At 51.5% G+C, this 24,100-nt stretch carries 22 protein-coding genes; 12 read left to right on the top strand and 10 right to left on the bottom strand.

What is annotated here, in order from left to right; translation table 11 throughout:
* The first annotated feature begins 203 nt into the window (after nucleotides 1-203).
* Nucleotides 204-860 carry a GntR family transcriptional regulator gene (locus tag J0A65_RS07310; protein WP_188690517.1) on the top strand — a complete coding sequence of 219 codons (657 nt, stop codon included), beginning with the start codon at nucleotides 204-206 and terminating at the stop codon, nucleotides 858-860.
* 97 nt (nucleotides 861-957) lie between these two features.
* Here the strand turns inward: J0A65_RS07310 and J0A65_RS07305 are convergent, their stop codons facing one another.
* The 8 genes from J0A65_RS07305 to J0A65_RS07270 all read right to left on the bottom strand — a co-directional run bounded on the left by J0A65_RS07305 (nucleotide 958) and on the right by J0A65_RS07270 (nucleotide 8,449).
* Nucleotides 958-1,764, bottom strand: coding sequence for an alpha/beta hydrolase family protein (locus tag J0A65_RS07305; protein WP_206593481.1), 807 nt, complete (start codon nucleotides 1,762-1,764; stop codon nucleotides 958-960).
* 229 nt (nucleotides 1,765-1,993) lie between these two features.
* Nucleotides 1,994-2,224, bottom strand: a complete 231-nt coding sequence (locus J0A65_RS07300; RefSeq protein ID WP_206593480.1) for a DUF2798 domain-containing protein — start codon at nucleotides 2,222-2,224, stop codon at nucleotides 1,994-1,996.
* Complete coding sequence (locus J0A65_RS07295; RefSeq protein ID WP_206593479.1) at nucleotides 2,211-2,549, bottom strand: 2Fe-2S iron-sulfur cluster-binding protein; 339 nt, start codon at nucleotides 2,547-2,549, stop codon at nucleotides 2,211-2,213. The genes J0A65_RS07300 and J0A65_RS07295 overlap by 14 nt, the downstream gene beginning before the upstream one ends.
* Before the next feature lie 7 nt (nucleotides 2,550-2,556).
* Nucleotides 2,557-3,279 (bottom strand): sulfite exporter TauE/SafE family protein, encoded by a 723-nt coding sequence (locus tag J0A65_RS07290; protein ID WP_206593478.1) that lies wholly within the window; start codon nucleotides 3,277-3,279, stop codon nucleotides 2,557-2,559.
* Nucleotides 3,280-3,291: 12 nt separating this feature from the next.
* Entirely contained in the window at nucleotides 3,292-3,744 is a 453-nt protein-coding gene (locus tag J0A65_RS07285) for a VOC family protein (protein WP_188690534.1), read from the bottom strand.
* Between the two features lie 17 nt (nucleotides 3,745-3,761).
* Complete coding sequence (locus J0A65_RS07280; RefSeq protein ID WP_206593477.1) at nucleotides 3,762-4,574, bottom strand: aspartate dehydrogenase; 813 nt, start codon at nucleotides 4,572-4,574, stop codon at nucleotides 3,762-3,764.
* 128 nt (nucleotides 4,575-4,702) lie between these two features.
* The gene (locus J0A65_RS07275; protein ID WP_206593476.1) at nucleotides 4,703-5,995 is read right to left on the bottom strand and encodes an MFS transporter; all 1,293 of its coding nucleotides are present in this window, start codon (nucleotides 5,993-5,995) and stop codon (nucleotides 4,703-4,705) included.
* Nucleotides 5,996-6,145: 150 nt separating this feature from the next.
* Nucleotides 6,146-8,449 (bottom strand): TonB-dependent receptor, encoded by a 2,304-nt coding sequence (locus tag J0A65_RS07270; RefSeq protein ID WP_206593475.1) that lies wholly within the window; start codon nucleotides 8,447-8,449, stop codon nucleotides 6,146-6,148.
* A gap of 448 nt (nucleotides 8,450-8,897) precedes the next feature.
* Here J0A65_RS07270 and kynU point away from each other — a divergent pair, with 448 nt between their 5' ends.
* The 6 genes from kynU (at nucleotide 8,898) to J0A65_RS07240 (ending at nucleotide 16,363) form a co-directional block, all read left to right on the top strand.
* Complete coding sequence (kynU, locus tag J0A65_RS07265; protein ID WP_206593474.1) at nucleotides 8,898-10,136, top strand: kynureninase; 1,239 nt, start codon at nucleotides 8,898-8,900, stop codon at nucleotides 10,134-10,136.
* A gap of 65 nt (nucleotides 10,137-10,201) precedes the next feature.
* Nucleotides 10,202-11,587 (top strand): sodium-dependent transporter, encoded by a 1,386-nt coding sequence (locus J0A65_RS07260; RefSeq protein ID WP_206593473.1) that lies wholly within the window; start codon nucleotides 10,202-10,204, stop codon nucleotides 11,585-11,587.
* Nucleotides 11,588-11,600: 13 nt separating this feature from the next.
* Nucleotides 11,601-12,485 (top strand): acetaldehyde dehydrogenase (acetylating), encoded by an 885-nt coding sequence (locus tag J0A65_RS07255; protein ID WP_206593472.1) that lies wholly within the window; start codon nucleotides 11,601-11,603, stop codon nucleotides 12,483-12,485.
* Between the two features lie 10 nt (nucleotides 12,486-12,495).
* A complete protein-coding gene (dmpG, locus tag J0A65_RS07250) occupies nucleotides 12,496-13,524 on the top strand; it encodes a 4-hydroxy-2-oxovalerate aldolase (protein ID WP_206593471.1) in 1,029 nt (342 codons plus the stop codon).
* 115 nt (nucleotides 13,525-13,639) lie between these two features.
* Nucleotides 13,640-15,031, top strand: coding sequence for a winged helix-turn-helix domain-containing protein (locus J0A65_RS07245; protein ID WP_206593470.1), 1,392 nt, complete (start codon nucleotides 13,640-13,642; stop codon nucleotides 15,029-15,031).
* A gap of 108 nt (nucleotides 15,032-15,139) precedes the next feature.
* Entirely contained in the window at nucleotides 15,140-16,363 is a 1,224-nt protein-coding gene (locus tag J0A65_RS07240) for an outer membrane protein assembly factor BamB family protein (RefSeq protein WP_206593469.1), read from the top strand.
* Between the two features lie 80 nt (nucleotides 16,364-16,443).
* Here J0A65_RS07240 and J0A65_RS07235 read toward each other — a convergent pair whose 3' ends face one another.
* On the bottom strand, nucleotides 16,444-16,593 hold the full coding sequence (locus J0A65_RS07235) for a hypothetical protein (protein ID WP_206593468.1): 150 nt from the start codon (nucleotides 16,591-16,593) through the stop codon (nucleotides 16,444-16,446).
* Nucleotides 16,594-16,691: 98 nt separating this feature from the next.
* Here J0A65_RS07235 and J0A65_RS07230 point away from each other — a divergent pair, with 98 nt between their 5' ends.
* Together J0A65_RS07230 and J0A65_RS07225 are read left to right on the top strand one after the other, a co-directional pair.
* Nucleotides 16,692-17,612: a LysR substrate-binding domain-containing protein gene (locus J0A65_RS07230; protein ID WP_206593467.1), complete on the top strand. Its 921-nt coding sequence runs from the start codon at nucleotides 16,692-16,694 to the stop codon at nucleotides 17,610-17,612.
* 249 nt (nucleotides 17,613-17,861) lie between these two features.
* On the top strand, nucleotides 17,862-18,626 hold the full coding sequence (locus J0A65_RS07225; protein ID WP_206593466.1) for a substrate-binding periplasmic protein: 765 nt from the start codon (nucleotides 17,862-17,864) through the stop codon (nucleotides 18,624-18,626).
* Nucleotides 18,627-18,633: 7 nt separating this feature from the next.
* Here J0A65_RS07225 and J0A65_RS07220 read toward each other — a convergent pair whose 3' ends face one another.
* Nucleotides 18,634-19,467 (bottom strand): LysR family transcriptional regulator, encoded by an 834-nt coding sequence (locus tag J0A65_RS07220; RefSeq protein WP_206593465.1) that lies wholly within the window; start codon nucleotides 19,465-19,467, stop codon nucleotides 18,634-18,636.
* Between the two features lie 129 nt (nucleotides 19,468-19,596).
* On the opposite strand from J0A65_RS07220, the gene J0A65_RS07215 reads away from it, so the two are divergent.
* From J0A65_RS07215 to J0A65_RS07205, 3 genes are read left to right on the top strand one after another with little or no spacing between them, the layout of a single operon-like run.
* Nucleotides 19,597-20,772, top strand: a complete 1,176-nt coding sequence (locus J0A65_RS07215) for an acyl-CoA dehydrogenase (protein ID WP_206593464.1) — start codon at nucleotides 19,597-19,599, stop codon at nucleotides 20,770-20,772.
* A gap of 18 nt (nucleotides 20,773-20,790) precedes the next feature.
* On the top strand, nucleotides 20,791-23,016 hold the full coding sequence (locus J0A65_RS07210) for a dehydrogenase E1 component subunit alpha/beta (RefSeq protein WP_206593463.1): 2,226 nt from the start codon (nucleotides 20,791-20,793) through the stop codon (nucleotides 23,014-23,016).
* On the top strand, nucleotides 23,016-24,056 hold the full coding sequence (locus tag J0A65_RS07205) for an ACP S-malonyltransferase (RefSeq protein WP_206593462.1): 1,041 nt from the start codon (nucleotides 23,016-23,018) through the stop codon (nucleotides 24,054-24,056). Before J0A65_RS07210 ends, J0A65_RS07205 begins: the two co-directional genes overlap by 1 nt.
* Nucleotides 24,057-24,100 lie beyond the last annotated feature (44 nt).

The raw sequence follows: 24,100 nt of genomic DNA, 5'->3' as shown, positions 1-24,100 counted from the left end.
AAGAACACGAAGGGGCTAATAACCACCTGACTTAAGAGGGTAATCTTTCGGTAATCTGCGTATCTAGCGGCACTGCAAGACACCGTTTTGTATTCAAGAACTTAGAGATTTGTACACAATAAAATACCCGTGTATATATCGCTTGAAACTTAAGGGATATCTTTTAAACTGACCCGAGTTTGGCTGCGTTTGAAGCAATAGGAATGTCCACTCTGACTATCTCTGACAAAATTTATAACCAACTGTCTGCGCAAATTATCTCGGGTGAAATTAAACCCGGACAAAAGTTGGAAGAACAGGAAATTGCCAATCAATTCGGCGTATCCCGCACCCCTATTCGCGAGGCCTTTCGCCTGCTGCACACCAGTGGTTTAGTGGAAAGCAAGGCCCATAAAGGGGTGACGGTAATCGAGCTGGATATCGATCAGCTCAGCGATATGTATGAAGCCCTGCAAGAGCTGGAAGCCCTGTGCGCGCGCTTAAGCGCCGAGCGCATGACCGCCGTTGAACGCAAGCAAATTCAGCGTATGCATCAGTTGTCGGAAGAAGCGGTTCACAGCGAAGATGTAGAGCGTTTTGCCGAACTTAATAACCAAATTCATACCGCCATTCATCAAGGCTCGCGGAATAAAACCCTGCAGGAAACTATCGCAAAACTGCGCAAACGACTGAGTTTGTATCGCCAACCCTGGTTGTTTGAAAAACGTAATCGTTTAGAAGCCTCATACCGTGAACACGCTGAGTTGGTAGAGGCAATTATCGCCGGCGACCGCGATCAGGCGTTTGACGCCATGCGCAACCATATTTCCAATACCAGCCTGGGCACTATTGATTATCTGATTAGTCAGAAGCCGCTGTAAATCCTACTGGCTGAGTCATGTACTCTGTTCAGTAGGCTATTGCCGACCAGCTTTGTAACGGTCAATCAACAGTCCAAAATGCAAAAACAGAGCTCAGCTATTGCAGATAGGTCTTCAACCAGCTCACCACTTCACTGATCATTTCCTGCCGATGTTTGGTTAGCCCATGATTGTCGCCTGGATAAATCACCAATTTATGCGGACGTTCAAGGGACTCAAGAATCTCGGCTAGACGCGTGGAATGCGTTACATTGACCCGTTCGTCCTGATCGCCATGCAACAGTAAAATAGGCATATTTGCGGGCAATTCATGGGCCCATTTAGCCACCGAGCGCTGATCCTGAACATGCTGCCTATTGTTGGTAAAGTCGGGCGCCCGTTTTTTATATACATGTTCCATCGCCGGTCTGTCTGCCAAGGCCTGCTGCACATCAGAGACCCCGGCCACCGCAATCAAGGCTTTAATATTCGCTAGTCTTTTTGCCGCCAAATAAGACTGCATGCTGCCGCGGCTCCAGCCCATCATGGCAATATTTTCGCTATCTGCGTCGGGTATTTGTTTAATGATATCCACCAGGGCGACCACATCGTTCACATCAGCCCCACCAAACTCATCAAAACCATTGCTGTCGATATGCTTGCTGGCGCCACGGTATTGGCTGCCAATCACAATAAAGCCCTGGCTGGCAATCTCAGCATGAATGTCCAATTTTTTGCCAAACACTACGTAACCAAAATCACCATTGCCACCACGATTATAGATAACTACGGGGAGCTTTCTGCCCGGCTTGGCCTTTGGTTTCAGGTAGTAACCTTCGACATTAAAACCATCCACCTGATAAACAAAATCAACACAATCCAACGATTGCTTCAGGCGATTAAATCGCTCTTCTGGAAAGCGCATAGCGAATCTTTCCCGATTGAACTTAGGGCTCTTACTTGCCAATTTCATAAGCCATTGATCATATGACTCAAAGGGTCCGCTAAAGCAGGAATGTTGGGATTGAATGCTCTGTTCAGCCAGGGCGAAGCATGAGGAAAGCGTAAGCAACAGTGCAAAGGCAAGGTTAAGCGGCATAGGTTAATTCCATTTAAAACACGCAATTAACATAGTGCGCCGTGCCAGGTTCAAGTCAAGAATTTTGCGTCAGTAAACTGTCGACTAATCGCCGTACCAAGGGCGTTAGCATTAACACGGTCGGAAAGGCCACCATAAAGCTAAAACGCCAGGCACTAAGCCAGATTGACAAGATATGCTCGTCCCATCCGAGATTATGCAAGCTGACCACCAGCGACATAATGCCCGACATACTCAGGGACATAAAAAAGGAGTACAAATAGGGTCTGAATTTAGTCGCCAGCATGTTTGCCCGGCCGGCTTTTACCGAGCAGCGTGATTTGCCCGCCCGCAAGTGTGCTATTGACCATCACCTGGCAGGCCAGCCTGGTTTTTTCCCCGGCGCTAAGTTTAGCCAGAATCTGCTGTTCCCCAGGGTAGCAGGGCGACAGATCCTGCTCGCTTACCTGGTCAATACGCACCAAGCAGGTTCCGCAACTGCAACAGCCGTTACAAACGCCCGGCAGGGCATCAATGCCCGCATCCTGCACCGCCACCAGCAAGCTGAAACCCGGCTCGGCTTGCACCTCTCGCACATCGCCACTCGGCAATATCAACGCTAATCTCAGCATGGTGTTATCACTCCCATAACAGGCTCTTCAATAAGGTTGTCAGGGCCATCAGGGTGAGGAGCCATTTCAGCTGCAGCATAAAGGCCTGCGGCGCAATGCGGCGGCGCAGCAAGCTGCCAAACAGCGAACCCAAACAGGCGCCAGCTACCGTCAGGACCAGCGGCCACCAATAGTCAGCAAAATGAAAACCAAGCCACAGAAAGGTTCCTATCTTAAACAGGTTGCCGCATAACATCATCAGCGACGCCGTCGCCACTATGCTTTCGCGGTTTTCCAGACGGCGGCTTAGCATCGTCAGCGCTATCGGGCCTGGCGCACCGACCACCAGTCCCAGCCCGGTTTGCAGAAATCCAGCCAGAAAGAAATTTTCCAGGCGTCGCAACACCTGAGTAAAAGGGACGCACCACAGGCTTAACAACAGATAAATGGCAATAAATGGCGGGATAAGTTCAAAAGGCAAAGACAGCAGCAGGGCCGCAAATAAGCTGGTACCTGCCACCGAGCCAAATAGATAAGGGCCGATGGCTGGCCAATAAATATGCTCAAAGGCAAAGACAAGCCTGGAACTGTTACTGGCCAGTTGCGTAACCGCATGCACAGGCACCACCGCAATGGCAGGCACAAACCAGGGCAACACCAGCACCATCAGCATACCGCCGCCCATCACAAATACCCCGGCCAGGGTAGAAGCCAGGGTGGCAAGTAAGAACAGGCTGATATCACCAAGCATGGGCTAACGATTTTAGTCCAAGGTTTTGTAGGTGCTGGTACCCACCCAGCCACGCTCGGAGATATCAATCATAATATTCTCCGGACCAGACATCTTATACTCAGCGTTATCCTTTGCCGGGTTCATGCCCAGCCCCTGAGCCAGATTCACATCATGGCGCGGTTCATAGCCGTTGGCCTTGAAGCTGTTGACCATGTCCTGAATATCTTCACATTGAAAGCCTACGTGGTGCAGGCCGACATACCCCTGCGGAAATTCTTTTCCGGCTGCCGGGCCATTGCGAAACTTCAGTATGGCCAGATTGATATTGCCATCGGTCATATAAAAGCCGTTGGCATTACGACTGGCCACCACCCCTGCCACGCTCCAGCCTAAAACATTTTCGAAGAACTCCCGGCTTTTATCCGGATCATTGGACGCCATGGCCAGGTGTTTAAGTTGAATAGGTTTTTCAGGTTTAGACATACAAATTTCCTCTCAGATTAACTTCCGACCCGCAGAGCCGCGGTCAGGGATTCCAGCGCCGCCAACACGCTAAGCGCGGTAATGCGACCCGTGCCGGGATTTTCCACTGTAGGTACATTTTCAATGGTCATTTCAAAGCTGGCGCTGTCGGCATCCACTTTGATGGTATGGGTATTGCGGGTTTTGCCAGGGTCGGCCCAAATTTCCAATTGGGTTTGCTCGGCACCAAGCCCGGCCAATCCAAGGGACGCGGCCACGTTAACATTGGAAGGAAACTTCTCTGCACCTTCCCGGGCACTGCCTTTAAATACCCGCAGAGGTTCTTCCAGGCCCAGCAATTGAATGTTGTTTTCCACAATAAACTTGGCTTTGGTCAGCGATGTGGGTGGCTTACGGGTCACCATAGTGACTGAATGAATAGTGCCTTTGGCCGCAGCACGCACGGCATCGAGGCCAAGCAGTGCACCAGTCGCCAGCAGGATCTGAGCGCCATGACGTTTAGCCAATTCCACTACCTCGGGATGCTGTAATATGGCCGCGCCGCTGACCGTGACCAGGGTGCGCCCCTGGCACAAAGCGGGCTCAGCAATGTCCATAAAAGCAGCGGTAGGGGCACATTCCACTATCACATCCGCCAAACCGGCCAATTCTTTGGCACTGACTACTGGTACTGGCTGCGACAGCCCGGCCATGGCCGCTTTGGCCTTATCCGGATTGCCCGAGGCAATAGCCACCAATTCAAGACCTGGCATGCCCTTATCCAGCGCCAGACCGACAACCTTGCCGATAGTGCCAAAACCGGCAATACCTACTTTTAATGTTTTTCTCATACTGGTTTCTACCACCCCATAAACACAGACAAAGAATACATATTAAACACTATGTATACAATAATATTTTTTGGAACACATCTAACGTTGATATGATAACGGCGGCTTAATTGCCGCCGTTTTCGCGCCTATTTGGCCGGGCGTGAAGGTAATTGCGGATAGCGCCCCATCATCAGGATCAGCACACAACTGAGCAGCATCACCACTGACATAGCCCACAACACTTCGGTGTAGCGGCCCAGTGCGTCGTACGCCAGCCCCATAATTAAAGGTCCGACGCTGGCGCCAATTTTAAAACCGGAGTAGCCGTAGCCATAAATAGCGCCAAACGAGCGATGGCCAAAGTAACGGCTGGTAAAGTAAGCCATCACATCAAACTCAGCGCCTATGGCGATACCAATAAGTGCCGTGCAAAGTGCCGCTGACTGACCACTGGCTCCCATGGCAAAAGCGGCCAGGCCAATTACCGGTCCAAGCATAAAAAACACCACCACATAGGGAGCAAAGAACTTGTCCATCAGATAACCCGCCAACAAGCGACCACCAACAATGGAAATACCCAGATAGGCAAAGGTTCCCACCGCTTCCTGTAAGTTCATCCCCCGGTCCATCATCATAGGTACCAGATGCACTAAAACGGTGGAGGTTGTCAGGCCGGTAATCACAAAAGAGGCGACCATCAACCAGAAGGTGCGCTGCCCTAATGCTTCCTTGGCGGTAAAGCCAATCAGAGGTTTAGCGGCGCTTGAAGTGACAGCCTCAGTTTGCTGCTCAGCCACACCGTCTACCGCCAGGCCCATGTCGGCCGGCGTTTCCCGCACCAGAAACTTGGCAATAGGTAATACCAGCAATACAACGATGACGCCGATAGCGATGTAGGCTTCACGCCAGCTGTAATGACTCATAAAGTAAGAGGCAATAAAGGGCACCAAGGTAGTACCCAGCCCCACACCGGACAAACCTATGCCCAGTGCCAAACCACGTTTCTTATTAAACCAACTCACCAGCAAACGCGAATAGGTTAAAGGAGCGGTACCAGCACCCAGGATAGGGATCAGCACGCACATGGCATACAAATGCCAGATTGAAGGTGTCAGCAAAGACATGGCCGCGATGGTAAAGCCAAACAATAAGGTAGAGGGCACCAAAATGCGCTTCACCCCATATTTATCCACCAGTGTGCCCACATAGGGAAAAAACAGAATAGCGGTAATGCCAATCACGGTAGAGCCGAAAGAGATCTGGCCGCGACTCCAGCCAAAATCAGCTTCAAAGGCTTTGATAAAGGTGCCAAAGGACATGGCGATTACGCTGTAGCCAAAAGCCAGACCTATTATAGCGGCTAGCACTATCCACCAGCCGTAGTAGAGATTTTGCTTGGTGCTCACGCCACTTTCGGCGCTTATGGTTTTTTCATTCATCTTGTTGCCTCCAGGTTAACAATTTGTGAATGCAAACCAAATTAATTGTATACATAACTATATGTCAAGAATACTTTAAAAGGTTTGGATGATCCGTCAGGTAAAAAGAAGCCGGGCCTGGCCCGGCTTAAACACGAGAATGCATAATGCTTAGAATTGATAGGTGGCAGAAATACCGAAGGTGCGAGGCGCCTTATAGGAGCTAAATACAGTGTTATCCCAGGCCGCATAAACAGTAGTAGAGGCGATGTTCTGCTCATCGGTAAGATTCTTAGCCCATAGCTGTACCCGCCAGCTGTCATCCACAGACGCCAATTGCAGGCTGGCATTGACGGTATATTCTGAATCCACTTTGGTCAGTGGATCGTTGGAGTTATCAAAGAAATACTCATCCTGATATTGATAATCCAGGCGGGCAGCCCACAGTCCCAGATCCGTTTCCCATTCATAGGCAGCAGCCAGATTGAGAGTATGTTCCGGGGTGCGGCGCATGCGATTGCCGTTGAGGTCATTGCCATCCACCTCAAAGGTGTCGGTAAACTCCGAGTCGATGTAACCATAAGCACCATTTAAGGTCAGGTTGTCGGTCAGCAGCGCGGTAAATTCCAGCTCCAGTCCCTGCGCTTCGCCAGTACCGTTGCGTACTTCCAGATCCGCTGGTGTGTTAGGTCCGGTTTCAACCCATACCTGGCTTTGCAGATCGGTGTACTTGGTAAAGAACAAGGCACCGTTGAGTCGCAGTCGGTCATTAAAGGCCTGAGATTTAAAGCCTAGTTCGTGGTTTAGGGCAAACTCAGGAGCAAAAGAAGCCAAGGCTTCCTCAGCACTTTCCGGTCCTTCACCATTGAAGCCACCCGCCTTATAACCGCGTGCCAGGGAGTAATAGAAGAACAGATCCTGACTGGCTTTGTAGTCCACCACCAGACTGGGAGTCCAGGCATCCCACGAGCCTTGAGTGCTGACATCGTAACCTTCAACCCTGTTACCGTCTAAATCGCCGTGCATATTGTCCCAGTTATCAAAGCGACGACCACTGGCGACGGAACGGAAGTCTTTTTCGTCTTCACTCCAACGTAAACCGGCAGTCACTCGCCAGGCGTCGGTAAGGTTATAGCTGGCCTGACCAAATACCGCGTAACTGTCGGTGACGGCATAAGTACTGTTGTAAATCTTGCCGGTGGTTGTGCCCCAGGGCGTATGGAACCAATAGTTCACCATTTCGTGGCGGTCGATATCCTCGCGCATATAGTAAGCGCCCATCTGCCAGTCCAGCTTGTCATGTACACCAGCCAGGCGGAACTCTTGTGAGAACTGCGAGGACTGCTCTTCCTTGTGCTGGTACCACATATCATCCACTTGCATTGCCGCCAGGGCATCATCATCGGCTACATTGTTGTTAGCCGGGTCACCCCAGGGATCAAAGAACAGGCTGTCATCCACCATGCCGGCTGCGGCATTTTCATAAAAGCCGAAATCGTTATCTCGATATGCCGTAATAGAGGTAAATGTCATGCCATCCAGGTCATAACGGATATTGGCACTAAAGCCTTTGACTTCGGTATCTTCAAAGCCATCAAACTCGTTGTCCGCTTCCCGGGGAGCAGCACTGATAAAGGCCGCATTGCGCCCTTCACTGTAACTGATATGACGCACGGTAGGCATCGAATCAGACTTGGAATAATCGGCACTTAGCAGGATTTCCAGCTCATCGCTGGGGTTGATCAGTAATTGACCACGTACGCTGTAGCGTTCCAGCGTATCCGCATCATTGCCGGTGTGGGTATTCTTGCCAAAGCCGTCACGATCTACCGCACTAAACGCCAGCTTGGCACCAACATTGTCAGACAGCCCACCAGTTACATAGCCACGGGCCTGTAATAAGCCGTAGTTACCTGCGGTTAGCTCAACTTTACCCTCGGGATAAGCCATTGATGGCTTTTTGGTAATAAAGTTGATTGCCCCGCCCACCACGTTTTTGCCGTATAAGGTACCCTGTGGACCACGTAATACTTCCACACTGGCCAAATCATACAGGTCCATGGCAGCAGCCACACCGCGTGAGATATACACGCCATCCACATAGATCCCAATGGCGGCGCCAGCCCCGGCACTTTCAATATCACTGCCAATACCACGCATAAACAGCTCAGGCTCGGCAGCGTTATATACGTTCATCTGAAAACCCGGCACCCGCTCGGCGATACCGTTTAAGGCTTCGATGCGGGAGTTGGCCAGTTGGTCGCCGCTGAAGGCAGAGATGGCGATGGGGGTTTCCTGCAGACTTTCCACCTTATGCCTGGCGGTAACCTGGATCACTTCAACACTTTTATTGCTCTGTCCTTGGGGAAGCGCGTCTTGGTCTTGTTCCTGCGCCAATGCCGATCCTGACATGGCCAATGCAATACCGACGGCCAGGGCACGACGGTGGGTTTGGGGTATTGAGGTTGACTTCATTGTTGCTAGCTCCTTCCCAATCAAGGATGTGATTATTCTTCGGGGACGATTCCCCTGAGCACTGAATTCACCCTAAGGGAGGGCCAGCTATAATAGAAATAGTTTGTTTTGACGCCGCTATAACATATTTAACATATCCGCAACAATCCAAGTACTTCAACCGCCGCTGTGGCAACACAGTCACTTTGCCAGCTGCTAGCCTATCCAAGCTTAAAACCTTGGCAGCCCAACAAGCATCAGCATTAAAACAGCAAAGCGAGCAGATAATGCCATCCACTATCCAGCCTTGTTATACCCTTCCTCCTTGTTCAAACCCAATTAGCTATATAAATTACATTATAACCAGGCAATTTATTATTATTTTTAACAAAAGATACATATACCTAACATGACATCATCCATTGAAGGCAGCACTGCTGGCTGTCTCACAGAACAAGCAGGTATTTCAATGACCTATACAAAAGCATTTTTTGAACAATTAGATAAACAGGATCCATTGGCGCCTTTTCAGGCCCAATTTGCCCTGAATGCCGGTGAAATTTACCTGGACGGTAATTCCCTGGGGGCACGTCCCAAGGCCGCCCTAGCCCGCGCGCAACAAGTGGTGGAGCAGGAATGGGGGCAGGATTTAATCCGCAGTTGGAACAAACATCAGTGGTTTGAATTGCCTTATCGCATCGGCAATAAAATCGCCAGCCTGATTGGGGCAGAGGACGGTGAAGTTGTCTGTACCGACGCCACCGGACTCAACTTATATAAGGCGGTCTCCACTGCCCTGCAGCTCAATCCGTCGCGCAAAATCGTGCTTATGGAAGGCAGTAACTTCCCCACCAACAACTATATGGTGCAAGGTTTACTCAGTCAGTTGGGCGACGAATACCAGGTCCGTTTTGTGGAAGAGGCACAGTTGCTCGAGCAAATCGACGAACAAGTGGCCGTGGTGTGCCTGACTCAGGTGCATTACAAAACCGGGCGAGTACTGGATATGCAGGCCATTACCGAGTACGCCCAGCAAAAGGGTTGTCTGGTGGTCTGGGATCTTTGCCACAGCGCCGGTGCACTGCCGGTGGATTTAAATGGGGCCAATGCCGATCTGGCGGTAGGTTGCACTTACAAGTATCTGAATGGTGGCCCAGGCAGCCCGGCCTTTATTTTTGTCGCCAAACGCCATCACAACCTTGTGCAGCAACCGCTGAGCGGCTGGTGGGGACATAAAGCACCTTTTGATTTCAATCGTGACTACCAACCAGGCCAGGGCATCAGCCAAATGTTGTCAGGCACCCAGGCGATTATCAGCCTGGCGGTGGCCGAAGTGGGGATTGACCTGATGTGTGCTGCGGATATGCAGGAGCTGCGCAAGAAGTCCCAGGCGCTAACCCGCTACTTTATCGAGCTGCTCGATCAGGAATGCGGTCAATATGGTTTTGCACTGGTCAGCCCGCGAGACGATGAAAAGCGTGGCAGCCAGGTCGCACTTAGCCATGCTCAGGGTTACCCCATTATGCAGGCGTTAATTGACGCTGGTGTGATTGGTGACTTCCGCGCACCAGATATTCTGCGCTTTGGCTTTGCGCCCTTGTACAACAGCTACGTGGATATCTGGGAAGCGGTACAACGCTTTAAAATTATCATGGATGAAGAGCGCTGGCGCGAAGCGCAGTTTAATCAGCGCCATGCCGTTACCTGATCAGCCATAATTCGGCCCGCCACACCGTGGGCCACTCTACTTTTTCGTCAGTTTCAGGAGTTGCTATGAGCCAACGCCAGGCCCCTATGTGGTCTTCTCATTTTGCTTTTTTGATGGCCTCCATCGGCACGGCGGTGGGCCTGGCCAATATCTGGCGTTTTCCCTATACCACAGGTACCAACGGCGGCGGCGCCTTTGTGCTGATTTATATTCTGGCCGCCCTGGTGATTGCCATGCCGGTGCTCATTGCCGAGCTTATGGTGGGGCGCCGGGGTAGAAACAGCCCACCACAAGCCATTGCTACGGTCGCCAAAGAGTCTGGTGCCAGCCCTTGGTGGCGACATATGGGAAATCTTGGGGTATTAGGAGCCATGTTAGTGTTGTCGTTTTACGCCATAGTCGGAGGTTGGACACTCGCCTACGTACTTAAACTGGCCAGCGGCAGCATGCAGGGGATGGATCCTGGGGCGATTTCTGTGGTGTTTGACCAGCTACAGTCCTCGCCCGGCTTGATGCTGTTCTGGCATTTGTTATTTCTGGCGCTAGTGATCGGCATTTCCTCACTGGGCCTGGCAAGAGGCGTTGAGCGGGTAGTCAAACTGGTGATGCCCATGCTGTTTATCATGCTGTTGCTACTGGTGGGCTACGCCGCCTGGATTGGTGATTTTACCCAGGCGCTGCGCTTCTTATTTACCCCGGATTTCTCCAAAGTCACCGCCAATGTCGTGTTAGAGGCCGTCGGCCAGGCGTTTTTCTCCATCAGTGTCGGGCTGACCAACCTCATGGTGTACGGTGCTTATATGCAGCGCCAAACATCGATTCCACGTTCTTCGGTGGTGATAGTAGGCGCTGACACACTAGTCGCTTTACTGGCGGGTTTGGCCATCTTCCCGATTATTTTTGCCTTCGGTTTAAATCCCAGTGAAGGACCGGGCCTGGTGTTTGTTTCCCTGCCCGTGGCCTTTGCACAAATGCCTGCCGGAGCCTTGTTAGGGGCACTGTTCTTCGTACTGCTGTTTTTCGCCGCCCTGACATCCGCCATTTGCATGTTGGAAGTGCCGACCTCCTGGCTGATGAATAAAACCAGCTGGTCAAGACGACAAGCCTGCTTGGTTGCCGGCAGTGTGGCCTGGGGACTGGGTGTCTTATCTGCGCTTTCCTTTAACCTGCTGGGGGATGTGCATCCACTCGGCTTTATCCCGCTGTTTGCAGATAAAACCTTCTTCAGCCTGTTTGACTACTTCACGTCCAATATTGCCATGCCTTTGGGCGGTATTTTTGTGGTGCTGTTCGTCAGCTGGGCGCTGAAATCCCGCTTCACCGCCGATGAGCTGGGTTTTACCCAGCAGAGCCTGTGGTTCCGTTTATGGCTCTGGACCTCCAGGCTAATTGCGCCGGGCGCCTTATTGTTGGTGTTTATCAGCAAGCTCAGCCCTACTTTCCATCTATAACCAAGAGGCCATTATGAGTCAGAAAATTAAAGCCGCCATTATTGGGCCGGGTAATATAGGTACTGATCTGCTCTATAAAGCACTGCGCAGCGAACAAATCGAGCCGGTGTTAATGATTGGTGTTGACCCGAATTCTGAAGGGCTTAAACGCGCCGCCGCGCTGGGCTTGCAGGTCTGCGCTGAAGGCGTGCCGGGTGCGCTGGCGCAAGTCAGGCAGCTTGGGGTTCAAATCGCCTTTGATGCCACGTCAGCCTATGCCCACAAAGGAAACTGTGAATTACTGAACCCTTTGGGCGTCACTATGGTGGATCTGACGCCTGCGGCTATTGGCCCATTTTGTGTTCCGCCAGTTAATCTCAACGCCTTGAATCCGGCCCAGTTAGATAACGTCAATATGGTCACTTGTGGCGGCCAGGCCACCATTCCCATGGTCGCAGCAGTCAGTCAGGTCCAGAAGGTCAGCTATGCTGAAATCATCGCCACGGTATCCAGCCGCTCGGTGGGCCCAGGTACCCGCCAAAACATCGATGAATTTACCCGCACCACCGCCAGTGCCGTGGAGTCCGTGGGCGGCGCAGACAAGGGTAAGGCCATTATTATCATCAATCCGGCCGAGCCACCGCTGATTATGCGCGATACCGTGCATTGTCTATGCGCCGACACACCTGACCAACAATCAATAACCCACTCCGTGCTGGCTATGTTGGAAAAAGTCCAGGCCTATGTGCCAGGTTACCGGCTGAAAAACGGCCCGGTGTTTGACGGTAATAAAGTGTCTATTTATCTGGAAGTGGAAGGTCGTGGAGATTTCCTGCCGCACTATGCTGGCAACCTCGACATTATGACGGCGGCGGCGCTGCACACCGCTGAGCTTATCGCCAAATACAAGCAGGCCTGAGGAGAACAGCATGAACCTGAAAGACAAATCCGTGATCCTGCATGACATGAGCTTGCGTGATGGTATGCATGCCAAGCGTCATCAAATCTCCCTAGACCAAATGGTGAATATCGCCACAGGATTAGACGCCGCCGGTATGCCGCTAATTGAAGTCACCCATGGTGATGGGCTAGGCGGTGCGTCACTAAACTACGGCTTTCCGGCCCACAGCGATGAGGAATACTTGTCTGCGGTAATCCCTAAGATGCAGCAGGCCAAGGTTTCAGCACTGCTATTGCCCGGTATAGGTACCGTTGACCATCTGCGCATGGCTAAGGACTTAGGCGTATCCACCATTCGCGTAGCCACCCACTGCACCGAAGCGGACGTATCTGAGCAGCACATTGGCCTGTCCGCCAAGCTTGGTTTGGATACCGTTGGCTTTTTAATGATGGCGCATATGGTCAGCGCCGAAAAGCTGCTGGAACAAGCCAAACTGATGGAGGCCTACGGCGCGAACTGCATTTACTGCACTGACTCGGCAGGTTATATGTTGCCCGATGAAGTCAGTCAGAAAATTGGCCTGCTCAGGGCTGAGCTTGGCAGCCACATAGAGATCGGTTTTCATGGCCATCACAACCTTGCCATGGGTGTCGCCAACTCACTGGCCGCCATTGAAGCTGGCGCCAAACGTATTGACGGGTCAGTGGCAGGCTTAGGTGCTGGCGCTGGCAACACCCCGCTTGAGGTATTAGTGGCGGTGCTGGAACGCATGGGAGCCAGACATGGCATCGACTTGTACAAAATCATGGACGTGGCCGAGGATCTGGTGGTGCCTATGATGGACCAGCCCATCCGGGTTGACCGCGATGCCCTGACCCTGGGTTATGCGGGTGTGTATTCGTCATTTCTGCTGTTTGCCAAGCGTGCCGAAGCCCGCCATGGCGTCAGCGCCAGAGATATTCTGGTGGAACTGGGTAAACGCGGCACGGTCGGCGGACAAGAGGATATGATTGAGGATCTGGCACTGGATATGGCCAACCAAAGAAAGCCAAACTGATCTAAAACTATCTATATTTTTAATGATTTAAGCGGCCGAGGCTTTACCCCCGGCCGCTTTGTTTATCTAATGCTAAGTAAATTAATCTTACTTAAGCTATATGCAGGACTTCATATTGGGCGAATGGCAGGTATGCCCCACGCAAAACAGCCTGACCCGAGGTAACGAGACCAGACAGCTTGAACATACACCAATGCAACTGCTGTTATTTCTGGCCCAGCATGCCAATCAAACGCTCAGTAAAGAACAACTGCTAGCGCATATCTGGACGGGTAAGGTGGTGAGCGAAGAAGTATTGACGGTTGCCATCAGTAATATTCGTAAAGCGCTGGGAGACAGTGCACGTACACCCAAGTACATTAAAACCTTACCGGGTAAAGGCTATTGTCTGATTTGTCCCCCAACAGCCCTGCCATCAGCCAATACCCCCGTCGAGAAGAAAAGGCCGTTGTGGCACTTTGCGCCACTGTTGCTGCTGGTCCCACTCCTGTGGTGGTTCTGGCCAAATATGGCACAATTAACAGTGGCGGGCGCGGTGCCGTCCTCGGCCGGACAGGATTTATATAATCAGGGGCGCTTTTTGCTATTTTCGCAGGAAGATAACCATCTTTTACGTGCTGATAGCTTATTTGACCAGGCGCTACAGCAGGATCCCCAGCTAGGCAGTGCCTTATGGGGTAAAGCTATGGTACTGCTCCTCAAGGCTGAGAATACTTCCTTGGAACAGGCTGCGCCGCTTCGCAACCAAGCTATGCAACTATTGGAAGAAGCCGAACAACGAGAATCAGACAATGCCGCGGTGCAATTGCAGTTAGGTTGGCAATACTTCACCCACCAAAGGGACTTCAGGCTGGCCAGACAGAAATTCGAACGGGCCATAGAGCTGGATGGTCGTGACCCCATTCAGCATTTTCTATACGCCCAGTTTCTGATGGCTATGGGCGAAAATGATGCGGCTCTGTTGGCGACCCGCCGCTATATCGACCTGGCGCCTCAATATTATGCGGTTCCCGTTGTTGCCTGGATTTACAACACTGCCAGACAGCCACAGCAGGCCCTGTCGGAACTAGAGAAAATTGCCGCACTGACCGAGCCAGACCTTTCCTTTCATCACTCGGCAATTAAAATCCTTGAGAATCTTGGTCAGGATCAGCGTGCCTTTCATCATGTTTTGCAAAGTATGCAGCTTAGCGGCTTTACGGCCGAGCAAATCAGTCAAACGCGTGCTCAATTCACTGCCGGCGGCCTGACACAAGTTTACGCTTGGTTTATTGAGCAAAAGATTAGCGATAATCTGGGCCACTATGCCGCCCCCTTGGCTTATGCCCGCTATGCCATCAAGGCTAATCAGCCGGAACAAGCCATCAAGTGGTTACAGCAAGCACAGCAGGCGCGACAAATTGAGCTGCTCTGGATGGCTGTTGACCCCTACTACGACCCACTGCGCTTACACCCGGATTTTCACCTAATTCTCAATCAACTGGGGTTAAAGCCCCCCTCTCAATAAATTGATTAGAAAGGAATTTAAGCTTTCTTTAGATTCCTTTGCCGGAAATTCAGGACTTAATTGCTGGACTTTGTCAGGGTGCCGGTTTTAGCTAATCCGGAAACGCTGATGAAAACACTGTATCTAGTTGTATTTGCACTACTGGCTCCGCTTTCAGTTCAGGCCAAACAACTTTGGCAAATACAAGCCGAGCAAGGGGTATTCGCATCTCCACTTGCTCACCAAGATAAGCTGTATCTGGCTAATGGCAACACCTTATGGGCCTTAGACCGTCAGGGTAAAACCCTGTGGCAACAATCCTTATCTGCTCAGGCTCGCAGCACACCAGCCATTACTAATCAGACGCTGCTAGTGCATACCGAGCAGGGGTTACAGGCATTTAATCTGCACGGCCTGCCGCTCTGGCAGCACAAAAGTTCAGATGGGCCTCGTCGGGTAAATGGTGAGAGCTGGGGCTGGGGGCAAGGCAACGTTATCGACCCTTGGAGCTGGTATAGATCATCAGTCACCCTGTCTAACGGCATTGCCTATTACGGTAGTCAAACCGGCACTTATGCCGTACGCGTATCTGACGGGCAACGACTTTGGCAGCAATATACCGGCACCACCCATACCCAACCAGCGGTGTCTCAAGATGTGGTAGTAGTCGGCAGTTGGAACAATCACCTGTATGGCCTAAACGCACAAAATGGCGCTATCCTCTGGCAGCTTGAAAGCCCCTTACCCCAGGGGGAACTGGGCGGATGGGATGGCTGGCAGGGTTTTAACCTAAATCCCGTCATCAGTGGCGACTATGTGTATGTTGGCAGCCGCAGCACCTGGTTCTTCAAGCTAGGCCTAAAAGATGGCCGTGAAGCCTGGAGTACCAAACATGCCAGTAGTTGGATTGGCTCAGCGGCGATAGTACATAAGGACCATGTCTATTATGGACTATCTGATGGCTTGGCCCTGATCGGCCAGCATAGGCAGTCAGGGAACATCGAGCATTTAGTTCGCGCACCGCATTTGATCTTTGCCACTCCGGTGCTCGTGGGCGAACAACTCTACTTTGCGACCTTATCAGGTGAGCTGTTCAGCTATCAACCGAGCAGCCGCGAGTTAACCAAACGTTATCAAACCCAGAGCAGTCAAACTCACTACCAGAAGCATGTACAACAGGGAGGTGGCCCCAACTATCAACCGCTGGATCCATCGCTGTCAGTGCACCAAGCGAGCATTAAACAAGTAACAGAAATGCTGGAGGATATGGACAGTATTGTCAGTCTGAGCTCGGCAAATGGCGTACTGTATCTTGGTTTGGCCGGTGGCAGGCTGTTGGCCTGGCAACCTTGAGCTAGGCTAATGGCAGAAAAAAGCGGTGTGTAGGCAGTCAGTCTACACACCGAATCGATAAGTACAGCTTAACGAATACATTACTTGAAGTTAACCATCTGCGCATAATTCATGGTTTTGGCCATTTGTCCAAGCCAATGCCACAAACGCGCACGACGTGAAGCTAACGCTTGCTCACACGCCTTGTTACTGTCATGATTTACCGAAACTTTTGCAGTAGCAACCAACATAATCCGCACCCTTTTTGTGTTTCAACCCGCGGATATTATTGAACATTTATCGAACGATAACGAACGACAAAATCTTAAGTATCGGATAAGTTTAACTAATGGACAAAAGACTACGACATTTACCCGCCTTGCGCTGTTTCGATGCGGCGGCCAGAAACCAGAGTTACCGTCAGGCTGCTGATGAGTTAGCCATTACTCAGGCGGCCGTAAGCCAGCAAATTCGAGCGCTGGAAGAAGGACTGGGGGTTAAACTTTTTTACCGTGACGGTCGCAGAATGCGCCTGACCGCACGCGGCCAGACCCTGGCCAATTCGGTAGAGCAAGCCTTTGCCCAACTAGTGCGTGGCTTTAATACCGTGCAATGCGAGGAAGCAGCCGGTGTGCTGACCGTGACCACCACCGGCTCATTTGCCTCCATGTGGCTTATGCCCAGGCTCTGGAAGTTTTCCGTTGAGCATCCTCAGGTGTCTATTCGGGTGATGGCTTCACCTTATATAGAAGACCTTCGCCATGGCGATATCGACATAGCGATTCGACAAGGTAACGGCGTTTGGAACGAGCTTTGTCAGGAAGTGATAATTAGCGACCCGGTGTTTGCCGTATGTTCAAAACGCATGGCCGACGAGATGCAACTGACAGACCCGGCTCAGGTTAACCAATGCCTGTTGGTAGAAGGCCATGATCCAGGCTTGTTTAGTTGGCAAAACTGGTTTAGCCAGGCAGGGTTGGAGTTTAATCGCAAAGCGTTGCGCTGGGTGGAGGTCGCTACCTGGGAAATGAGCATTAACGCTGTGGCCGCCGGTCACGGGATCTGTCTGTCCACCAGCACACTGGCAGGTGAGCTGATAAAGCGCGGCACATTAGTACGTCCATTTGAAATTGAGATCACGCCAGGGCCGACCTTTTCCATTCTGCATAACCCCGATTCACCTCGTCTTGCCCGTATTAAGGTGTTCCGCGACTGGCTGAAAAAGGAACTGGCAGAAAATAATTCACCTGCCACAGAAAACGGACGTTGAATAAAACAACGAATAGATATCCCATTTCATACCTATATAACAAAATCCACACAACATTCTCATATGCCGAAGGATGGATTCCGCTATCCTGCAAAAACTGAGGCACTTGCTACAGCCCTTTAAAAATAAGGCAGAAAGCAAATGTTGAATTAGAATAATAATTAACCGTCACGCGAAGAGGGCTCCAGGTTATGCATAGCAATAACATGGCATCAACTGCACCGTTTTATATATTCACGGTGTAACCTGATGATACGCATGTTAATACTCCTAAGCCTAATCTCTTCACCCGCATTCAGTGAAACATTCTGCCAACACCCAATCCGTATCGTTTTCAGCGGTGATTGGTACCCTTACTTCTATCAGGACAAGCAAGGACAATACACAGGCGTCGATATTGACCTGTTACGTCAAGCGCTCAACAACATGGGCTGCAAGCTCAATATTATGCACCTGCCTGAAAAACGAGTTACCAACGACCTGTTAAGTGGACGTATTGATGTCGCCATAGCCGCAACAGAGACGGAAGAACGGCAAGCGCAGTTTATATTGTCAGTTCCATACCGCCAGCAGACAAATGTATTGGTCTATCGAAAAGCAGATAAAAGAACGTCCGCCTTAAATACCGTCAGCGAGATGGTACAGCAGAACACGTTAATTGCCCTCAATCGCGGCGGCTGGTTCGGCCCTGAGGTAGCCGGCCTTCTTGACTCAAAATGGGCCAGACAATTAATGCATGTAGAAACTTTTGCCTCTCGCCTTGAGCTTCTGCGAAGGGGCAGGGTGGATGCTTTTATTGATGATCAGGAAACCGTGCTGGCAGAAATAGACAGACTGCATCTTAATGATCTTTGCATCATTCCCCGGCCGGTCGATGTGGCTGATCAGCACTACATGTTCAGCAAAATACGCCTGGATGACCGCTTTATCTCCGAATTTAACCGACAACTATCCCAGCTATTACCCAACCGACCAGATATACCCAAACCAGCGGCAACAGATCACCTTTATTAATTCTTTCTCACAGTCCAACACTGTCGGGTCTTAACAACAACCTGAGAAGCTGTACCACCTCACCATCACGACGCCAAGCCAGGCCAATTTCCCGGTTTAACTGCAATTCCTGCAAAGGTTTAAACAACACATCATGTTGTTGCAACTCCGCATGAACCGGAATCAAAGCACATCCCACCCCGGCACTGACCAGCCCCACCGCATATTCAATGGTTTGAATACGGGCACGGATATCCACACTCACAGCGGCTTCTCTTAACAACGTTTTCAGGCTATTCCATGCATCACAAGGAGTACGCTGAATAAAGGCCACGTCGGCAAGATCTGTTATACAAACCTTTTCTAATAAAGACAGAGGATGTCCTACCGGAATCGCAAGTTGATACTCCTCTACCCAGGTAGGCAGAAACTGCTCCCCCGGCAACAACAGATCGCGGGTTATCAGACGGGCATCACAGGCCTCTTCTGGTGGCACCAGAGTCAGTTCCAGGCTATCTCTTGTGGACGTAAACTGCTTCAGCAAGGTGCTCATACGCGCGACCCCCAGGCCTTTAATCAAACCCAAACGAAAGGGCTCTTTAACCTGACGACCACTAAACATGGCCTGAATGGCATCCGCCTGTCCCAACAACTGTTTGGCCAGCGGGTACAGCTGTTCAGCGGCATCGGTGGCACGCACACCACGGGCGTGACGAACAAATAGCGGCCGCCCAAGCTCATCTTCCAGTTGTTTCAGCGCCGCAGAAAGTGACGGCTGGGCAATAAAGCGGCTACGTGATGCCGCGCTAAAGCTACCTTGTTCATATACAGCGACAAAATGCCCCAATACCCGCAAGTCCATGTTTTCCCTCAGTAAAGACCACAACAAGCTATAGTTACAAACTATAGCTATTAAAGATATTTGATACTATTGCTTTATCTAAATTCAGCCTATTATCGATCCGTTAACAACCAATTAGCAGGTGTATACATGTCTCGTCCCGCATTCAACTGGCAAGATCCTCTCGCCCTGGATTCCTTATTAAACGAAGAAGAACGCATGGTGCGCGACAGTGCCCATCAATATTGTCAGGAGCAGTTGCTGCCCCGGGTACTGGAAGCCAATCGTCAGGAAATCTTCCATCGTGAAATTATGAATGAACTGGGCGAGTTGGGCCTGCTGGGTGCCACCCTGCCCGAAGAATACGGCTGTGCAGGGGTGAACTATGTCACCTATGGCTTGATTGCCCGCGAAGTGGAGCGTGTCGACAGCGGCTATCGCAGCGCCATGAGCGTGCAGTCCTCCCTGGTTATGCACCCTATCTATGCCTACGGCACCGAAGCACAAAGGCAGAAATACCTGCCTAAACTGGCCACCGGCGAGTGGGTGGGTTGTTTTGGCCTGACCGAGCCGAACGCGGGTTCAGATCCTGGCTCTATGGCCAGCCGCGCAACGAAAGTGGATGGCGGCTATCGCCTGACCGGCACCAAAATGTGGATCACCAACTCCCCCATCGCCGATGTATTTGTGGTGTGGGCCAAACTGGACGGTGAAATTAAAGGCTTTGTGCTAGAAAAAGGCATGGAAGGGCTGAGTGCGCCGAAAATTGAAGGCAAATTCTCCCTGCGCGCGTCCATTACCGGTGAAATCGTCATGGACAATGTGTTTGTACCGGAAGACAACCTGTTACCTAATGTCAGTGGCTTAAAAGGCCCATTTGGTTGTTTAAACAAAGCCCGCTATGGCATTGCCTGGGGGGCGCTGGGCGCTGCCGAATTCTGCTGGCACGCCGCGCGTCAGTACACGCTGGACCGTCAGCAATTTGGCCGCCCTCTGGCCGCCACCCAGTTAGTCCAGAAAAAACTGGCCGACATGCAGACCGAAATCAGTGTGGGCTTACTCGCCTGTTTGCAAGCAGGTCGGTTAATGGATCAAAACCTGCTGGCACCGGAAGCTATCTCGCTAATTAAACGCAATTCCTGCGGTAAGGCATTGGACATCGCCCGCATTGCCAGGGATATGCACGGCGGCAACGGCATAGCCGATGAATTCCATGTTATCCGCCATGTGATGAACCTCGAAGCGGTGAATACCTATGAAGGCACCCACGACGTTCACGCCTTGATTCTGGGTCGCGCACAAACCGGGCTTCAGGCATTTTCCTGAGCGCAGTAGGAGGTTGCTATGCTGGATCGCAACGCCATAGTCAGGCATAACCTGCTTCGATGGCTGGAAGAAGATAATCTGCCCCAACCGGTATTGGATGTATCTCTGGCCGAAGCGGGCCTGACCGAGACCCAACTGGTGGATTTATTTGAAACTCAGGTCATGAGCCGCCATCTGGATTTGCAATCCAGACAGATGCAAAAACAGGGCAAGAGTTTCTACACCATCGGCAGTGCCGGGCATGAAGGAAACGCGGCTATTGCTGCCGCCTTGCGTCTTGATGATATGGCGTTTCTGCATTACCGCAGCGGCGCTTTTGCTATCCAGCGTAGCAAACAAAAACCCGGCTCTACGCCGCTTTACGATATGCTGCTGTCCTTTGCTGCCAGTAGCGAAGATCCCATTTCAGGTGGCAGGCATAAAGTGATTGGCAGCCATGAGTTGTTTATCCCACCGCAAACCAGCACTATTGCTTCACACTTACCCAAAGCCATGGGTGCAGCCTACAGTGTTGCCCTGAACAAAAAATTAGGCACCGACGCCAAACTGCCGGATGACGCCGTGGTGGTATGCAGCTTTGGCGATGCCTCGGCCAACCATTCCACCGCACAAGGTGCCATTAATGCGGCCTGCTGGGCGGCATTTCAGTCCATTCCCATGCCGCTTATATTTATCTGTGAAGACAATGGCATAGGTATTTCCACGGCCACGCCCCAAGGTTGGATTCATGCCAACTTTGCCAATCGTGCCGGACTGGAATACCGCTATTGCGACGGGCTGAATTTGCTGGATACCTATCGCACCGCCAAGCAGGCGGCCGATTGGGTGCGTAAACGCCGAAAGCCCTTGTTTCTGCATGTTCGCACCGTGCGCCTATTAGGCCATGCCGGCTCTGATTCAGAGTTTGCCTATCGCAGCCAGGCCGCCATCGAGGCCTCAGAGCGCCAGGATCCTATCGCTCACAGTGCCAGTTTATTGCTAAGCAACAAGGTGATGACGGCCGGGCAAATTGCGGCGTTGTACCTGCAAATGGAAAGCCGTATTGCCCGCATCAGCGAGATGGCGGCAGCGCGGCCGAAGCTAACCAATGCGACACAAATTAAGGCCTCGATTGTGCCGCCCAGGCTTGAACTGCCCAAGCTGGAAAAAATTGACAAGTCCCAACGGGACAGCCTGTTTGCCCATGAAAAACACAATCTGGCTAAACCCCAGCACTTAGCCAAGCTGATCAACTGGGCATTATTGGATTTAATGGCACAGCACAAAGAGATTGTGATGTGTGGTGAGGATATCGGTCGTAAAGGCGGCGTATATAATGTCACCGCCAAACTTTGTGACAAGTTTGGTCCATCACGGGTCATTAATACCTTGCTGGACGAGCAGTCCATTCTGGGCATGGGCATTGGTATGGCACACAACGGTCTGTTACCTATCCCGGAAATCCAGTTTCTGGCTTATGTACATAACGCCGAGGACCAAATTCGGGGCGAAGCCGCTACCTTGCCGTTTTTCTCTAATGGTCAGTATGCCAACCCTATGGTGATCCGCATTGCCGGACTGGCCTACCAAAAAGGTTTTGGTGGTCACTTTCACAATGACAACTCCTTTGCCGTATTTCGCGATATTCCCGGCTTGATTCTGGCTTGTCCCTCCAATGGTGCCGATGCCGTGGAAATGCTGCGCGAATCTGTACGTCTGGCCCGGGAAGAGCAGCGTCTGGTGGTATTTCTGGAACCCATCGCCCTGTATATGAAAAAGGACCTGCACGAAGAGGGTGACAACCTGTGGTCATTCCCTTACGTGCCGCCTGCCGAAGCCAAACCTATTGCCCTTGGCGAACTCGCCGTGCATGGCAGTGGCAAAGATCTGTGTATTTTCAGTTACGGCAATGGCTACTACCTTAGTCGCCAGGCCGAGAGGCAACTGGCTGAGCAAGGTATCCAATGCACAGTGATTGATTTACGTTGGTTAGCCCCCCTGAATCAAGACGCCATTTTGCAGCAGGTTGCCGGCCACCAGCAGGTATTGATAGTGGATGAATGCCGGCAAACCGCGTCCATCAGTGAAGCACTGGTAACCATGCTGAGCGAAAACCAAGCGGGGATGCACAATATTCAGCGGGTCTGTGCCGAAGACTGCTTTATCCCTTTAGGTAGCGCCAGCTATGAAGTCCTGCCCAAAACCCAGGACATTGTTGATGCCGCCCTTAGCATGCTTAACAAAACCATAAGAGAGGCAAGCTGATGACCAAACAAACAGCCGTGGTCATTTGCCCCGGCCGAGGCACCTACAACAAAGAAGAGCTTGGCTATCTTAGTCGTTATCACAGTGACAAAAAGGCCATGCTGGATGTGATTGACCGTTATCGGCAGGCCCAGGGACAGCCAAGTGTAACCGAACTGGACGCCATGCCTGCCTATAAGCTGCCCGTGCATACGGCTGGCGAAAATGCCTCAGCCCTGATTTACGCCTGCGCCCGTGGCGACTTCGCCGCCATCGACAGGGATAAATATGACATTGTTGCCGTTACCGGAAATTCCATGGGCTGGTATATCGCCCTGGCTATGGCCGATGCACTTGATGAACAAGGTGCCATTGAACTGATCAACACTATGGGTTCGATGATGAGCGGCGGTGTGATTGGCGGCCAGATGATCTACCCCATCAGCGACGACAATTGGCATGAAGACAGTGCGCAGAAAGTGCAAATCATGCAATGGATGGAAGAAGCTAATCAGCTGCCAGGCTGCGAAGTTTACCCTTCTATCTGGCTTGGCGGCTATCTGGTGCTTGGTGGCAACGAGGCTGGCCTTAAAGCCATAGAGCAGCGTTTACCCAGGTTGCAGGACCGTTACCCCATGCGCCTGTATAACCACGCGGCCTTTCATACTCCGTTGCTGGCGTCCGTTTCGCAAAAAGCCTTTGAACAATTACCGGCCCGTTTATTTAAACGGCCACAGTTACCTTTGATTGATGGTGAGGGACGCATCTGGCAACCCCATAGCACTGACACCGCGGCTTTGCATAGATACACACTGGACACCCAAGTGGTAGCGCCTTATGACTACAGCAAGGCCATCGAAGTGGCGATTAAAGAGTTTGCCCCGGATAAGCTGATTATTCTCGGCCCTGGCGCCACCCTGGGAGGCGCAACAGCGCAAGTACTGATTAAACACCAGTGGCATAACCTGCAAAACAAACAGGATTTTATCCAACAACAGCAACAGGAACCGCTGCTCCTGGCCATGGGCCTTGAGGGGCAGCGCCAGTTGGCCACTAAATAGTTCAATCCCGGCGCCGCATTATTCGCGGCGCGTCACCGTCCAAC

It is taken from the genome of Bowmanella yangjiangensis (assembly GCF_017255015.1).
GTDB lineage: Bacteria > Pseudomonadota > Gammaproteobacteria > Enterobacterales > Alteromonadaceae > Bowmanella > Bowmanella yangjiangensis.
This window is presented reverse-complemented; position numbering and strand designations above follow the sequence as displayed.

Bases quoted from the DNA above. Each gene is read 5' to 3' on its own strand.
- J0A65_RS07310 (WP_188690517.1), top strand. From the start codon at position 204: ATGTCCACTCTGACTATCTCTGACAAAATTTATAACCAACTGTCTGCG.
- J0A65_RS07305 (WP_206593481.1), bottom strand. From the start codon at position 1,764: ATGCGCTTTCCAGAAGAGCGATTTAATCGCCTGAAGCAATCGTTGGAT.
- J0A65_RS07300 (WP_206593480.1), bottom strand. From the start codon at position 2,224: ATGCTGGCGACTAAATTCAGACCCTATTTGTACTCCTTTTTTATGTCC.
- J0A65_RS07295 (WP_206593479.1), bottom strand. From the start codon at position 2,549: ATGCTGAGATTAGCGTTGATATTGCCGAGTGGCGATGTGCGAGAGGTG.
- J0A65_RS07290 (WP_206593478.1), bottom strand. From the start codon at position 3,279: ATGCTTGGTGATATCAGCCTGTTCTTACTTGCCACCCTGGCTTCTACC.
- J0A65_RS07285 (WP_188690534.1), bottom strand. From the start codon at position 3,744: ATGTCTAAACCTGAAAAACCTATTCAACTTAAACACCTGGCCATGGCG.
- J0A65_RS07280 (WP_206593477.1), bottom strand. From the start codon at position 4,574: ATGAGAAAAACATTAAAAGTAGGTATTGCCGGTTTTGGCACTATCGGC.
- J0A65_RS07275 (WP_206593476.1), bottom strand. From the start codon at position 5,995: ATGAATGAAAAAACCATAAGCGCCGAAAGTGGCGTGAGCACCAAGCAA.
- J0A65_RS07270 (WP_206593475.1), bottom strand. From the start codon at position 8,449: ATGAAGTCAACCTCAATACCCCAAACCCACCGTCGTGCCCTGGCCGTC.
- kynU (WP_206593474.1), top strand. From the start codon at position 8,898: ATGACCTATACAAAAGCATTTTTTGAACAATTAGATAAACAGGATCCA.
- J0A65_RS07260 (WP_206593473.1), top strand. From the start codon at position 10,202: ATGAGCCAACGCCAGGCCCCTATGTGGTCTTCTCATTTTGCTTTTTTG.
- J0A65_RS07255 (WP_206593472.1), top strand. From the start codon at position 11,601: ATGAGTCAGAAAATTAAAGCCGCCATTATTGGGCCGGGTAATATAGGT.
- dmpG (WP_206593471.1), top strand. From the start codon at position 12,496: ATGAACCTGAAAGACAAATCCGTGATCCTGCATGACATGAGCTTGCGT.
- J0A65_RS07240 (WP_206593469.1), top strand. From the start codon at position 15,140: ATGAAAACACTGTATCTAGTTGTATTTGCACTACTGGCTCCGCTTTCA.
- J0A65_RS07235 (WP_206593468.1), bottom strand. From the start codon at position 16,593: ATGTTGGTTGCTACTGCAAAAGTTTCGGTAAATCATGACAGTAACAAG.
- J0A65_RS07230 (WP_206593467.1), top strand. From the start codon at position 16,692: ATGGACAAAAGACTACGACATTTACCCGCCTTGCGCTGTTTCGATGCG.
- J0A65_RS07225 (WP_206593466.1), top strand. From the start codon at position 17,862: ATGATACGCATGTTAATACTCCTAAGCCTAATCTCTTCACCCGCATTC.
- J0A65_RS07220 (WP_206593465.1), bottom strand. From the start codon at position 19,467: ATGGACTTGCGGGTATTGGGGCATTTTGTCGCTGTATATGAACAAGGT.
- J0A65_RS07215 (WP_206593464.1), top strand. From the start codon at position 19,597: ATGTCTCGTCCCGCATTCAACTGGCAAGATCCTCTCGCCCTGGATTCC.
- J0A65_RS07210 (WP_206593463.1), top strand. From the start codon at position 20,791: ATGCTGGATCGCAACGCCATAGTCAGGCATAACCTGCTTCGATGGCTG.
- J0A65_RS07205 (WP_206593462.1), top strand. From the start codon at position 23,016: ATGACCAAACAAACAGCCGTGGTCATTTGCCCCGGCCGAGGCACCTAC.